Here is a 13171-nt window from a genome sequence, read left to right as displayed (position 1 = left end):
GGCGGATCTTCCGCAGGTCCCGATGCAGTCCCAACCGCATGACGTCAATCGCCAAGGCCGTCCTCACACTGGAGCTGCAACGCTGAAGAAGCTCATTGGTCCGCTGGCGTCCGCGAACCGCCAATCCTTCACGCCTACCCGTCAACAGGCCCGTGAGCTGGAGCGATCCACAGCACCATGTCCAGCATCACTTCCACCGCCCTCGCCCAACCCAGCCGGTACTGTGTGCCCGCGCACCAGGCACTGGCCAGCAGACGCCCGAACCGCTCTGACATGCGGAAATGCGTCAAGCTGCGCGCCGCTCCGCAACGCTGTTCGTCATCGTCGGCGAAGCGCGATCGCGACCCCAAACGCGGCGGCCAGCGCCGAGGCGATCCTGCCCACGGCGCCGATCGGGGCGGTCACCGACGGGTGGACCATGCACAGGTAGCGTGATGTTGAGGACCAGGACGATGACGATCCCCAACACCAGGAGCAGCACCGGATCCGTACCCGAGGGCTACAAAACGGGCGGCTGCGGCGACTGGTCGGTGGTCACGGACATGAGTGGTTGCCCTCCGCAGGACCTGCCTGCGGACTCTCCGCAGGTGGGAGTGGAGCCGTGGGGCGCCTGCGCCCGACGGCGGGCCGGACGGACAGCAAGCTGCGAGAATGGCGGCAGCTACGACCACCCCCACACAAGTGCGAATTAGCCGTTTCACTCGGCATCCGCAACATCTTGGGCAGCGGGGTTTCCTTCGCATCAGTCGCCAGCAGGGAACTCACCCGCGTCGAGGCCCTTCAAAGAACCCTTCCAAGCGCCTTGCCGCATCGGCGAGATCGCGTTTCGCCACGGCCGTAACGACCACCAGCTTCCGGGACAGCGTCGGCCTCACGCCCTGGGGTCTGCCGTTCGCGCCCGCGGCAGACTTCCCGTCCTCCCGGCTACGGGGCTGGGGTCAACAACTCCACGTCGGCGCCGCAGCCGGCCGCGATGTCCAAGCAACTGATCCCGCTCCACATCACAGCCTGCTGGTGAATTGGCCCATCGCGGGCGGGTCGCATACGGTGATCTGCATGTACAGGGGGATGGAACTGGCGGGCCGCTACCGACTCGACAGCCGGTTGGGGCACGGCGGTATGGGCGAGGTGTGGGTAGCGTCCGACCTGAGGCTGCGCCGCACCGTCGCGATCAAGATGGTTCTCGCCTCACATCTGCGCGACGACCGACTCGCCGCCCAGGTCCTGGCCCGCTTCCGCCGTGAAGGCGAGGCGGCCGCCAGGCTGAACCACCGCAACATCGCCGTCGTCCACGACCTCGGCGAGCACAAGGAGACACAATATGACGGGCAGGTGGAAGTCTCCCCGTTCCTCGTCATGGAGTTCCTGGAAGGGCGTGATCTCGCGACGGTTCTGCGCGACGAGCACCCCGGCGGGCTTCCCCCCGAGAAGGTGCTGGAGTACGGTGCCCAGGTGTGCGACGGGCTGGCCGCCGCCCACGCGCGGAACATCGTGCACCGCGACATCAAGCCCGCCAACCTCATGCTGCTCGACGACGGCACCGTCAAGATCTGCGACTTCGGGATCGTCCAGATCCAGGACGGCACGATCGGCCTGACCACGGCCGGAGCGCTACTAGGCAGCCCTCTCTACATGGCTCCCGAGCAGCTCAGAGGCCAGACACCGACGTACTCGGCCGACCTGTACGCCCTGGGCGCCAGCCTGTACGAGCTCCTCACCGGGCGCCCCCCGTTCACCGCGGACTCCGCGTACGCCGTCATCGCCATGCACCTGTCCACAACCCCCGAACCGCCCAGCACCCACCGGCCCGCCATACCGCCCGGCATCGACACCCTCATCACCTCCCTCCTTGCCAAAGACCCCGTCGACCGTCCCCTCACTGCCAAGGAGGTCGCCGCACGCCTACGCTCGGCACACCTCGCACCTGGGCCAACCACCGGCCCTGCCGCGGATGCTCCGGAAACCGACGAGGAGCGCCACCAACGGGCCGCCGAAGCCGGAGACTCCGACGCCATGTTCAGCCTCGCGCTGTTGCTCACAGAGGCTGACCGCGCCAACGAGGCGGAAGCCTGGTATCGGAAAGCCGCCGACGCCGGAAACAACGGCGCAATGCACAACCTCGGATTCGTGCTGGAGAACACCGGCCGCACTAACGAGGCGGAAGCCTGGTATCGGAAAGCCGCCAACGCCGGAAACACCGACGCCATGAACGGCCTCGGACTGCTGCTGGAGAACACCGGCCGCACTAACGAGGCGGAAGCCTGGTATCGGAAAGCCGCCGACGCCGGAAACACCGACGCAATGCACAACCTCGGATTCGCGCTTGCCAACACCGGCCGCACCAACGAGGCAGAAACCTGGTACCGGAAAGCCGCCAATGTCGGACAGATCAACGCCATGAACAACCTCGGACTGCTGCTGGCCGACACCGGCCGCACCAACGAGGCAGAAACCTGGTACCGGAAAGCCATCGACGCCGGACACATCAACGCCATGAACAACCTCGGAGTGCTGCTGGAGGACGCCGGCCGGACCAACGAGGCAGAAACCTGGTACCGGAAAGCCATCGACGCCGGAAATAGCAGAGCCATGGACAACCTCGGAGTACTGCTGGCCAACACCGGGCGCGCGGCCGAGGCGCAAGTCTGGTACCAGCGCGCCGCCAACACCCGGGACGGCACATGACCTGTGAGGGTTCAGAACCCTCCAAATAGGAGCGCGGGGCACTGAAGCTGGGGGCTACCAGCCGCCCGTGGACGCCGTGTCACCAAATCCGGAAGCTGTGGCCAAAGCCTGCATCAACCCGCACTCCCGGAGATCGTCGCATCCCCATTGTGGGTCTGTCGGCCGCACCCGTGCGCCAGACCCCCGCCGCCCCCCCCGCTACGGGGCCGGGGTGACCTCCACGTCCGTGCCGCCGCAGCCGGCCGCGATGTCCAGCAGCCGGCCCCACTCGAGCTCGTCGACCGCGAGCCCCCAGCGGAGTTTGGTCGCGGTCCACTCCGCTCCGTACCGGCACAGCGCGTCCCCCGCCGGCGGCAGCTACTCGAATGGGTCCTGGTCCGCCTTGCTCCTGTTAGCTTGTTGTCTTTCTTCCGGCCTCGCCGCCGAAGGTTGGTAGGCAGCCGCGTAGCCGTTGACCCGTGACGCGCCACAGCGCGCTGACCTGGCAAGATGCTCACAAGGGAACTGGGTTCCCCTGGCGGTCTACACCAACCGTCGATCTCCGCCTGTGGCGTGCTGACGCGATCGTGCTGTTCGACTGGCTGATGAGCACCGACCTGCACACCGTACCGATCACGCACCCGGCTGAGGGGCAGGCTCTCGCAGACCTGCTGGCACGCCTGGAGGAGGTGGACATCATCGAGTCCACCGGTGAAGAGATCGCCGCAGCCCAGGCCGAGGTGGCCAAGAACACGGGTTGGTAGGGACTCGCTCGAGGTTCGGGTCCCCTCGAAGACGCGCCGTGCTCGGCCGATCGGCTGTTCTGCGAGCGCTTGCCGACCTTGGCAGTGGACTCCAGGACCATGGGCATCTGGAGGCCCTTGGTATCTCCGTGGGCGAGGAGCTGCTCCCATGCTGCCGCAGGACCTGCTTGGCCATATTTCCGCCGTAGTTGGACTCGACCACGAGTGCGTCCGCCTTGAGTTCCAGGGTGAGGCGGCAGGCGGCAGGCGGCGAGGCCCCAGTCGTTGGCGCCAAGGGCTCCAGACCGGTCGGCCAGCGTGCTCTCCGCGCGAGCGGAGGTGTTCCGATGTCCGCCCACAACGACCCCGGCGAGTCGAGGACCGGAGCACCTGCGTCGGCGGCGAGCACGCGAGCTCGAAGTCCACCGCAACCTCGGTCGGCGGTTCCTTCCCCCGTTGGTAGGAAGCTAGGAGCCAAAACAGGCGAGGGGGCGGGGCCGGACGGGTCTCTACCCGATTTCTTCGATGTGGATCCGGTCATCGATTTGCTTGTACGCCCCCGCTTGGCGGCTCAGCACAGGCAGCCCGGAGCCGAGCGCGAGGTGCGCGGCGTGAGCGGTAGGCAAATCCGCAGCGCGTTCGCGGGCGAGCTGGGCGACGGCCCAGCATCCCGCTTCGTCGAGGGCCCGGAAGACGAAACACGGCGCTGACAGGGCATCCTGCAGCATCTGCCCGACCTCCGGCTGCACGACGGAGGAAAGCCCCTCAGCGAAGGCAACCGCAGGCAGGTATAGCGGCTGGACCTGCTCGACGGAACGGAAGACGCGCGCAGCCATGTAGATGTCGCCGTGCGCGAGAGCCGCGATCGCGGTGTGGTCGAGGATGTAGCCGGTACTCACGCGGCGCTCTGCTCCCGGTCCGGGCCGGTGAAACCGTGCCGGCGGTCGGCCTCCTCGACAGCAGCCAAGGCTTTCTCCCACCCTCCAGGCTGCTCATCCCGCGCACGGTCGACGAACCACTTGAGCGCGCGATCGGCACGCTCGGCCTGGTCGAGTTTGGCGGACACTGCGTCTTCGATCCAGGCGGACACGGAGCCGGCCGGGCTCGCTTGCAGGACCTTCTCGATCGCCGCGACCTTGTCGGTGTCGATCGAGATCGTAAGCTTCTTCTTCGCCATACCAACACCATACCGATGTCATACCCGACTGTCAGGTCTGTGCTGCCTTTTCAGGCAGCACCCCGTGCCGTCGATCTCGTCAGGACGGAGGCGCGCCTGTCGAGTCGATCACGCGTCGGCAGGGGGGTACTCCCGGGCACCCAGCTCCACTTGCTCGACCTCCTCGGCCTGGAACCCACACACCCCCGCTGGCCAGAGACCTGAGCTGATTTCACCCTCCGCCACCGGTGAAGGACAGGGTGACTGGGACGATGCCCCGGTGAACTACTTCTCATATTTCAGCATCGGTCCTGGTCATGACCGGCAGCATCTCCCGGAGCCCAGGCCGGCCGAGCCCGGTCAGTGGCCGAAGTTGGAGGCCGCACTCGCTGCGGTCAATCGCGATCTGATGGCGACCCTGCCGGATCAAGAAGCACTGATACTGATGGTTGCCCCGCCTTGGCAGCCTTTGCCCCCGAGCGGAATCGACAGGGGTCAGGTCTACGTGGCGATGCCCGACGGCCGTTGGCATGGCAATTCGGTGAATGCGTGCGACCTGGAGGAGGGCGACCCGCCAGAGCCGGACGATGCGACGACGGTCCTGACTGCGGTCGCAGATGCGGCGCAGTCGACCATCATGGAGTTGCTCTGGCGGGTCTGGCCGATCTGCTCGGAACACAAGATCGGAATGCACCCTCGTCCCGCAGGGACCACTGACGACTGGGACCAGGGTGAAACGGACGCGGCTGACCCACCGGTGTGGTGGTGCCGGGGCAGCCGGGACAGCGATTGCCACGACGTCTCCCTGGTGGGCGAGCTGGCCGCCACCCTGCCAGGAAACCACGGTCGCGCGCTGTGGCGCAGCGAGCGTAAACGAGATGGCCGCTGATAGTCGCGGGGCCGTACAACGGCGCATTGCCGCCGGAATCCACCTTTCGCTGCCACCCGCGAAGTACGGAGCTAGTCGAGGACGAGGCGCCTGCGGCCGCGGGAAGTCTCGCTCGGTGCGATGTCGCTGAGCGCGCGTGGGGCGGCTGGGCCTGCTTCGGCGTACAGCATCCGGATGTCGGCGACGAGTTCGGTGTGGTCCTCGAGGGCCATCTGGCTTGGGTCGACGGCGTATCCGATCAGGCCGAAGAGGCTGTGGATCAGGTCGGTGTGCCTGACTCCTCCCGTGTGTCGGGCAGTGCTGTGGAGGGAGAGGACTCCCTTGCTCTCTGCGCGAAGCCGTTCTTCTGCCTCAAGCGTCTCCAAGAGCTGGCGTGGCCACGGGGCGCTGACCGGAGCCGGCACGGGCGCCCCGGCACGGATGGCGGCTCGGGTGGCCCGGCCGTGAGCCTGCGCGCTCTCGGGGGATCGGTCTGCCCGTCCTTGAAGGTCCGGCACTGCGGCCAGCTGCCGGGCCAGCAGGATGATCCGGGTGGCCCGGCTGACGGCCCATGTCCGCCCATGTCCGCTCGGCCTTCCGGTCGCGCTGAGCCCGGGCGTATTCCACGCGCTCGGTCTGCGTGAGCTGCTTTCCGCTCGCGTGATCGAGGTCGGCGCGCAGCTGCAGGTAACGGCGCTCGGCGGCGCTGCGGCTCTTGAGTTCCAGGGCGTCGGGGCGGGCGTTGCCAGGTGACCTTCTTGCGGCGGGCCGCGGCGATAGGCCGGACCTCGTCGGTCTGCGGCTTGCGCCTGATCTCGCGGATGGCCAGCAGAGAACCCAGTACCTCGGTCTCGGTCACGAGCTGGTCGGAGTCGAACTCCACGCTCCGGACGATCTCGTCGTACCTGGCGGCCACCTCACTCAGCGGGCTGGTCGGTGCGTGGATGCTTGGCTCGTTGGCCAGGCGTCCCGCCCAAGCTCCGTCGGCGAGCGGGTGGGTTGGGGACAGGAATTCCCAGGCGCTGCGCCTGTCGTATTCCGCGGATGCCGCGCTTGATGATGTCGCTTTCATGACGACACTCTTTGTCGTCCGTAAGGTGACATTTTCGAAGTCAGTCATGCCTCAGTTCCTCCAGAGAAATATTAGCGGGGTTGATCTTGTTATTGATCGTCGGCGGGCCGGCTGGCCCCGGGAGCGCGGTGGCGCCGGCGGACTACGCGGCTTCCGACCGCGAGGGTGATCGGCCCGAGGGTCCAGCCGATGTAGTTGGCACCGACTTCACGCATGAACTCGTTTAACATGCAGGTCAAACCGCCAGTGCGTACCGGACGCACTGGTCTTCCCTTCCCGTTTCGCAGACGCGGATCGCAGCCCCGGCCGACAGCGGCCAGACGCGCCCGAACCGGCGACGTCGAGGCCGCGGCTTTCGGGCGCAGGAAGAGGCCTGCGGTTAAAGCGGACGACTCCTTCGCCGAGGAACGGTCTTATGGCATGTGCCGACCGCTCACGCGGAAAATCCAGGCTCCCGAGAATTCGCCAGGGTTCGCCACCCGGCACGGATGTGTTAGCTGTACCGATTCGAGGATCGAATGCAGAAATATTCGATAGGTTGCTTTCTGTGTGGTCTGGAGGGGTTCCGTGACAGCTACCGCACGGAGACCCCGGAAGGACCCGGCCCAGAAGGAAAGTTGGCGACTCGTCCCTCCCAGGGGACCGCGCTTGCTAGCCGTGGTGATCGCGAGTACATGGGAGGCAGTTCATGACGACTCTGGTCGTGGGATTCCGGTTGGGGAACGACCCAACGAGTCGGCAGGCGACCATCCTGGTGACCGAGACTGGCGTCATGCACCGCTCCCACGGGGTGTACGGGAGCCTCCGCAGGTAATGCAGCCCAGGCCGTCGGCCGTGCTGACCCATCCCCACCTGCCCTGCCTCCAGGGCGATTACCCGCTGTCCCGCCCCCTCGCGGCTCTGCGCGAGCATCGGGCTCCCGGCCCGCCTGCAGCCGGGGGACGCACGGCATCGGAGTCGGACTACCGGCGTCGGGGCGGGCGCTACCCCGCGGCCAACTGCGCCGTCAGCCGTTCGACGGTCTCGGCACACTTCCCGCGGTCGGCCTGGAACGGCGCTGGTAGCCGCGCCCGTCGAGGCCTGCCGGCCCGGAGCCGCACCCCCTGCCGCTCAGCCGCTGCCGAACACGACCGACCGAAATCTCAGGTCCATCTCACCCGGCCCGGTGGCCGGCTTCAGCACGGTCCACTCGTCGCCGGAGCAGTCCGGCTCGACGAACACGGTCGCCGGGGCGTCGCGGCACCGGCCTGCTCAGCCATGCCATCCGTTCTTGTGGGGTACTTCCGCCAGCAGCCCCCTCACATAGGCGACCGCCGTCGCTCGCGGCTCCGACCGCTCGAAACACCCAGCGATCCGAGCCCCCAGACTCGCCAGCTCCGCACCCCAAAGCCCCACCTGATCCGAAGTCACCACACGACGCCCGAAGATCGCGGGCAGCACCGCCCGGGTACCCAGCACAAGAAAGGAATGCTGATCGCCGAAAACCTGGCGTTCGTCGACCGACCACGGCCCAGCCAACGAGTCGAGAGTAGGAGCTCAGCGGGCCAGCAGGCCCCGGATCGCGGCCGCGATCTCGTCGGGTGCCTCTTCGGCCATGAAGTGCCCGGCGCGGGTCAGCCGGTGCTCCACGTCCGGCGCCCACGCCTTCCACACCCCGACAGCGTCGTAGCCGAGCCGTGCGCCCCAGTCCTGCTGGACGACCGTCACGGGCATGGCCAGTTGCGACCCGGCGTCCAGGTCCGCTTGGTCGTGCGTGGCGTCGATGTCCGCCGAGGCCCGGTAGTCCGCGACGATCGACGTCACTGCCGCGGCGCTCGCGCTCAGGTATTCGGCACGCACCTCTGCGGGCATGGCTGTCGGGTCGTTGGCCCAGGCGTCGAGGAATGAGCCGAAGAAACACGTCCGCACTGCCTGCGATCATCGCCTCCGGCAGGCCCGGCGGCTGCGCCATCAGGAAGAGGTGGTAGCCGACCGCCGCCGAGGCACCGTGCAGGACGTTCCACATGTCGAGCGTCGGCACGATGTCGAGGATGCCCAGGTGCGTGATGGTCTCCGGGTGGTCCAACCCCGCCCGGAAGGCGACCAGGGCGCCCCGGTCGTGGCCGACGAGGGCGAAGCGCTCGTGGCCGAGGGCCGCCGCCAGGGTCACGACGTCGGCGGCCATGGTGCGCTTGGCGTACGCATCGGGGCCAGTGGCTGCCGGCTTGTCGCTGGCGCCGTAGCCCCGCAGGTCAGGACAGATCACCGTGTGCTCGCTGGCGAGCCGCTCGGCGACGTGTCGCCACATCAGGTGGGTCTGGGGAAAACCGTGCAACAGCACGACCGGGCTGCCGCTGCCGCCGACAGCTGCAGCCAGCCCCACACCGCCCGCGCCGGGCAGGCGGACGTGATCGAAACCGGGAATGGTGAGCGTCATGAGGGACCATCCTTACGGGTCGGGGACTTGACCGGATCAGCTTGGGCGACGGCAATCAGCAGCCGATCAGTACGGTTGAGCGCAGTAGGCCCCCGGCACGCAGGATGGGGTCATGCGAATCGAAGTGCTCGGTGTGGTGCGTGCCCTCCGCGACGGCGGCAACACGGTTGACCTGGGCGGACCCCGCCATCGTGAGGTACTCGCCCGACTCGTCGCCGCCGAGGGACGGATGGTCACCACCGACACCCTCGTCAATGACCTGTGGACCGATCCGCCTGCCCGCGCCGTGGGTGCTTTGCGTACGTTCGTCGCCGCGTTGCGCCGCGCTCTCGAACCCGACCGACCGCCCCGCAATCCGCCGCTCGTCATTGTCACCGAAGGTCCCGGCTACGCGCTGCGCCTGCTGCGCGAGGACGTGGACGTCCATCAGTTCCAGGACACCTTGGCCCGAGCCCGCCGCAACCCTGCTGCGGTGACCGACCTCGGCGCGGCACTCGCGGCCTGGCGCGGACCCGCCTACGCCGATGTGACCGGCTCCGCATGGGCACAGCGCGAGCGGACCCGGCTGGAGGAATTGAGGTTGGAGGGTGTGGAACTGCGCGCCCGCATCCTCCTCGACTCCGGGGAAGGGGCCGATCTCGTCGCCGAACTGGGTGCCCATGTCGCCGAACACCCGTGGCGCGAGCCGGCCTGGGAGCTGCTTGCCCGCGCGCTGTACCGCGCGGGCCGCCAGGCCGACGCGCTGGCCACCCTCCGCCGCGCCCGCGCGATGCTCGTTGACCAACTCGGACTCGACCCCGGTGGCGACCTTCAGCGCCTGGAGACGGCCATCCTCAACGGGTCCGCGCGCCCCGAAGGAGCACGTACCGCGTGGACCGGCCCTGGTGTCCGGCTCGGCCCGCGCACCACCGTGGATCTGGCCCGCACCCTCGCACTGGCGGGCGGCGAAGTCCTCGTCCGCTCGCGGCGCGACCGACTCGCCGCCATCCAGGCGGCGGAACGCACGGGAGACCTCTCCCTGACCGCCCGGATCATCGGCGCCTACGACGTGCCCGCCCTCTGGAGCCGGGCCGACAACCCCGAACAGTCCCGCGCCGTCGTCGCGGCTGCCGAGCGCACGCTCACCAGGCTCGGCCCAGACGGCCCCGCCAACCTGCGCGCCCGCCTCCTGGCCGCGGTCGCCGTCGAGAGCCGCAGCGCCGACCTCTCCGCGACCGCGCTGAAGCACGCGCAGCAGGCGGCGCTGCAGGCCGAGGAGCTGGCACGGGATCTGGCTGATCCCGCCCTGCTGGCCTTCGCCCTCAACGGGGTGTTCCTGCAGTCCTTCAGCAACCCCGGGCTCGCGGCCGCACGGGACAGGACCGGCGCCGAGATCCTCGACCTGTCCACCCGGCACGAGCTGCCGAACTTCGCCGTACTCGGCCGACTCGTCCGCCTGCAATCCGCCTCGGCCCTCGGCGACCTCGACGCCGCGACCTCGCACGCCAATGCAGCCGACCAGCTCGCCGCCACCACCGAAGCGCCCCTCGTCCCCGTCCTCACCGGGTGGTTCAGGGCCCGGGCCACGGCCGCCCGTAGCACCGAACCCGGCGGACCGACCGCCGCCGCGGCGGCAGCGCTCTACCGGGCTGCCGAGGACACCCTTCGGACGGCCGGAATGCCGGGGCTGCACCACGGCCTTTTCCCGCTCGCCCTATTGGGACTGCGCCTGCTGCACGACCGGCCCGCGCCCATCGACCCGCACCTCGACTGGGGCCCGTACAGGCCCTGGATGCGGCCCCTCGTGCTGCTCGCCCAGAACCGGGGCGAGCAGGCCCGTACCGCCCTCGCCGCGGTGCCCGAACCACCGCGTGACCACATGCAGGAGGCCATGTGGTGCCTGACCGCCCGCGCCGCCGTACGCCTCGGCGAGCGCGGAATCGCCGCCCACGCTGCGGCTGCCCTGCGTGATTCCTGTGCAGAACACGCCGGCGCCGCCAGCGGAATGCTGACCCTGGGCCCGGTGGCGCGGTACCTGGCAGAGGCGGAGGCATGCGCCGGAGCGGGGTAAGCGACCGCAATCCGCGAGCCCCGGGCCCGTCCGCGCTCACCCCACGGCCCCGGCGGGATCAGGTCGCCATGACATTCACGGGCATCCGTCGCCGACACCAGGCAGGCGCGACGGCCTGAACCCGAGGAGGGCAGGACCGCACCCGAACCCAGAACGCCCGAGCCCTGGCAGGAGTAGTGGAATCGCAGCAAGATCAATCTCACCGGCATCTCCTGTACCTCGACTACTCACACCCGCGTTCGTAGACGGTCTTCCACGGCCCGAACCGTGCGGGCAGGTCCCGCCACTGCATGCTGGTCCGCGCCCGGTGCAGAGTCCCGTCGATCATCTGCAGGTGGTGCCGCCACCGGCCACAACGCCCATTACTGACCGGCAGGAACGGCCGCAGGAGTTCCCGCTCGGCATCCGTCAGATCACTCCGTCCGACGTTCCCATCAACGAACTGGGGGCGGAGTGGTCACATGGGCGGTAGATCAACTTTGTCGGTCAGGCTGCGGACGTACCAGTCGCATTGGTTGCCATCTGCTTCCGGAACCCGCTTGTCGTAGGTGAAACCAGACCGTCGCGCGACCGCTGCCGACCGGGAGTTCTCCGGATCCACCCGGATCACTCCTTGGGCAACCCCTTCAGCTGCGGCGTACTGGCAGATCAGGCGGACAGCGCGAGTCACCAGTCCCTGACCCCGCCAGGCAGGGTAGAGCCCGTAGGAGATGTTGACCTGTCCAGGTGCCAAGCCCGCCACATCGAACCGCAGGTCTATATAGCCCGCCAGCGTTGACCCGGCAGCCACACAGATCCCGAATGCGGGCAACGGCCCACGGGTTTCCCACTGCTCAAGGCAGTGGCGGAAGTACACCTCGGTGCCTTCCCGGGAGCCTGGCCCCCCACTGAGCCACCGCACCAGCAGCTCGTCCTCGCCTGCCAGGTGCTTGTCGACGTCATCCAGGCGCGGAGGAGAGAGAGTGACAACGCCGTCCGAAAGCTTCACGTCATGCATGCAGCAACCATCGGCCCTGCAGCATCGCACGTTCAAGCATGTATTTGAGGAGTAGTGCACCGGCGGCGTCGGCGCGGGCGCGGGCGGCAGACACCACGGACCCATCGCCTTCAAGGAAGCCGAACACGCCGTAAAGCCAGGAAACCGAAAGATCGGGCGTCTTCCATTGCGCGGCCGGGTGTTCACGAGCCCGCGCAGATGAGATTCGTGGAGCGCCAATGGGTCAGGGCGCCATGGTGAGGGGCGCCCCCATCGTGTAAGGGAGCACAGTTTGCCGCGGGGTCGGGGGCTGGCGCTTGGCCAACGGCCCCCACCGTTCCGGGGAAAGAGGTGGCTCGGGGATGGTCGTATGGCGTTGCCCGTTCCGATGGCTGTGCCGCTGATGGGCCAGGGGTGCCGGGACAGGCGCGGCGAGATGGAGGCGAACCAGTGGCTGACCGGAGTTCCATCGAGTGGACTGAGGCGACCTGGAATCCAACGACCGGATGTGATCGCGTCTCTATCGGGGTGCGACAACTGCTACGCCCTGACTCTGGCGAAGAGGCTCAAGGTGATGGGTGCGGCCAAGTACCAGAACGACGGTGATCCGAGAACGTCCGGGCCGGGCTTCGACCTCACGGTTCACCCCGACGCGTTGGACGTTCCGTATGGGTGGAAGAGTCCGCGGACCGTGTTCGTGAACTCCATGTCGGACCTCTGCCACGCCCGCGTCCCGCTTGACTTCGTCCGACGCGTCTTCGAGGTGATGGCCGACACACCTCAGCACACCTACCAGGTGCTGACCAAGCGTGCCCGCCGCTTGCGGCAGGTCGCCGACCGGCTTGAGTGGCCGGCCAACGTGTGGATGGGCGTGTCGGTGGAGGCGGCGAAGGAGTTGCCGCGCGTGGATGACCTGCGGCAGGTGCCGGCCGCCGTACGGTTCCTGTCGTGTGAGCCGCTGCTCGGCCCGCTCGACGGCCTGCGCCTGGACGGCATCCACTGGGTGATCGCCGGCGGTGAGTCCGGGCCGAAGCACCGGCCGATGGATCCCGCGTGGGTATCGCAGATCCGGGACCAGTGCGCTCAGGAGAACGTGGCGTTCTTCTTCGAGCAGTCGGGTGGCCACACTCCGAAGGCCGGTGGCCGCACGCTCGATGGCGTGACCTGGGATCAGATGCCCCTGACGGTCCCGGCCTGACCGGGACCGTCCACGGCCGTCGGCTCTA

10 protein-coding genes and 3 pseudogenes are annotated in these 13171 nt (G+C 68.3%); 7 read left to right on the top strand and 6 right to left on the bottom strand.

What is annotated here, in order from left to right:
* The 3 genes and pseudogenes from ACIQK6_RS38685 to ACIQK6_RS38675 all read left to right on the top strand — a co-directional run.
* Window positions 1-86 (top strand): annotated as a pseudogene (locus ACIQK6_RS38685) (IS5/IS1182 family transposase); the annotation flags it as partial.
* 970 nt (window positions 87-1056) lie between these two features.
* A complete protein-coding gene (locus tag ACIQK6_RS38680; RefSeq protein ID WP_402697156.1) occupies window positions 1057-2685 on the top strand; it encodes a serine/threonine-protein kinase in 1629 nt (542 codons plus the stop codon).
* Between the two features lie 584 nt (window positions 2686-3269).
* A complete protein-coding gene (locus ACIQK6_RS38675; protein ID WP_402697154.1) occupies window positions 3270-3428 on the top strand; it encodes a hypothetical protein in 159 nt (52 codons plus the stop codon).
* A 488-nt stretch (window positions 3429-3916) separates the two neighbouring features.
* On the opposite strand, the gene ACIQK6_RS38670 is transcribed toward ACIQK6_RS38675, so the two are convergent.
* Window positions 3917-4306, bottom strand: a complete 390-nt coding sequence (locus tag ACIQK6_RS38670; protein WP_402697152.1) for a hypothetical protein — start codon at window positions 4304-4306, stop codon at window positions 3917-3919.
* Window positions 4303-4584 carry a hypothetical protein gene (locus ACIQK6_RS38665; RefSeq protein WP_384832761.1) on the bottom strand — a complete coding sequence of 94 codons (282 nt, stop codon included), beginning with the start codon at window positions 4582-4584 and terminating at the stop codon, window positions 4303-4305. The genes ACIQK6_RS38670 and ACIQK6_RS38665 overlap by 4 nt, the downstream gene beginning before the upstream one ends.
* Window positions 4585-4843: 259 nt before the next feature.
* On the opposite strand from ACIQK6_RS38665, the gene ACIQK6_RS38660 reads away from it, so the two are divergent.
* Window positions 4844-5452: a hypothetical protein gene (locus ACIQK6_RS38660; RefSeq protein ID WP_402697151.1), complete on the top strand. Its 609-nt coding sequence runs from the start codon at window positions 4844-4846 to the stop codon at window positions 5450-5452.
* Between the two features lie 71 nt (window positions 5453-5523).
* Here the strand turns inward: ACIQK6_RS38660 and ACIQK6_RS38655 are convergent, their stop codons facing one another.
* Window positions 5524-5664: a hypothetical protein gene (locus tag ACIQK6_RS38655; protein WP_402697149.1), complete on the bottom strand. Its 141-nt coding sequence runs from the start codon at window positions 5662-5664 to the stop codon at window positions 5524-5526.
* A 319-nt stretch (window positions 5665-5983) separates the two neighbouring features.
* Between ACIQK6_RS38655 and ACIQK6_RS38650 the strand changes: the two genes are divergently transcribed.
* Entirely contained in the window at window positions 5984-6184 is a 201-nt protein-coding gene (locus tag ACIQK6_RS38650) for a hypothetical protein (RefSeq protein ID WP_402697148.1), read from the top strand.
* A gap of 1855 nt (window positions 6185-8039) precedes the next feature.
* Here the strand turns inward: ACIQK6_RS38650 and ACIQK6_RS38645 are convergent.
* Window positions 8040-8919: pseudogene (locus tag ACIQK6_RS38645) on the bottom strand (alpha/beta fold hydrolase).
* A 112-nt stretch (window positions 8920-9031) separates the two neighbouring features.
* On the opposite strand from ACIQK6_RS38645, the gene ACIQK6_RS38640 reads away from it, so the two are divergent.
* Entirely contained in the window at window positions 9032-10969 is a 1938-nt protein-coding gene (locus tag ACIQK6_RS38640) for a BTAD domain-containing putative transcriptional regulator (protein WP_402697146.1), read from the top strand.
* Between the two features lie 223 nt (window positions 10970-11192).
* Here ACIQK6_RS38640 and ACIQK6_RS38635 read toward each other — a convergent pair whose 3' ends face one another.
* Together ACIQK6_RS38635 and ACIQK6_RS38630 are read right to left on the bottom strand one after the other, a co-directional pair.
* Window positions 11193-11381, bottom strand: coding sequence for a transposase (locus tag ACIQK6_RS38635; RefSeq protein ID WP_402697163.1), 189 nt, complete (start codon window positions 11379-11381; stop codon window positions 11193-11195).
* 45 nt (window positions 11382-11426) lie between these two features.
* Window positions 11427-11966 carry a GNAT family N-acetyltransferase gene (locus ACIQK6_RS38630; protein ID WP_402697144.1) on the bottom strand — a complete coding sequence of 180 codons (540 nt, stop codon included), beginning with the start codon at window positions 11964-11966 and terminating at the stop codon, window positions 11427-11429.
* A 429-nt stretch (window positions 11967-12395) separates the two neighbouring features.
* Here ACIQK6_RS38630 and ACIQK6_RS38625 point away from each other — a divergent pair.
* Window positions 12396-13143: pseudogene (locus tag ACIQK6_RS38625) on the top strand (DUF5131 family protein).
* Window positions 13144-13171: the final 28 nt, after the last annotated feature.

The organism is Streptomyces sp. NPDC091682, assembly GCF_044756625.1.
Classification (GTDB): domain Bacteria; phylum Actinomycetota; class Actinomycetes; order Streptomycetales; family Streptomycetaceae; genus Streptomyces.
The sequence above is the reverse complement of the archived record's forward strand: the minus strand, read 5'-3'. Positions and strand labels throughout refer to the sequence as shown.

What these genes read in the sequence shown, in the direction of transcription:
- ACIQK6_RS38640 (WP_402697146.1), top strand. Translation starts at nt 9,032, where the DNA reads ATGCGAATCGAAGTGCTCGGTGTGGTGCGTGCCCTCCGCGACGGCGGC.
- ACIQK6_RS38655 (WP_402697149.1), bottom strand. Translation starts at nt 5,664, where the DNA reads ATGGCCCTCGAGGACCACACCGAACTCGTCGCCGACATCCGGATGCTG.
- ACIQK6_RS38630 (WP_402697144.1), bottom strand. Translation starts at nt 11,966, where the DNA reads ATGCATGACGTGAAGCTTTCGGACGGCGTTGTCACTCTCTCTCCTCCG.
- ACIQK6_RS38665 (WP_384832761.1), bottom strand. Translation starts at nt 4,584, where the DNA reads ATGGCGAAGAAGAAGCTTACGATCTCGATCGACACCGACAAGGTCGCG.
- ACIQK6_RS38675 (WP_402697154.1), top strand. Translation starts at nt 3,270, where the DNA reads ATGAGCACCGACCTGCACACCGTACCGATCACGCACCCGGCTGAGGGG.
- ACIQK6_RS38680 (WP_402697156.1), top strand. Translation starts at nt 1,057, where the DNA reads ATGTACAGGGGGATGGAACTGGCGGGCCGCTACCGACTCGACAGCCGG.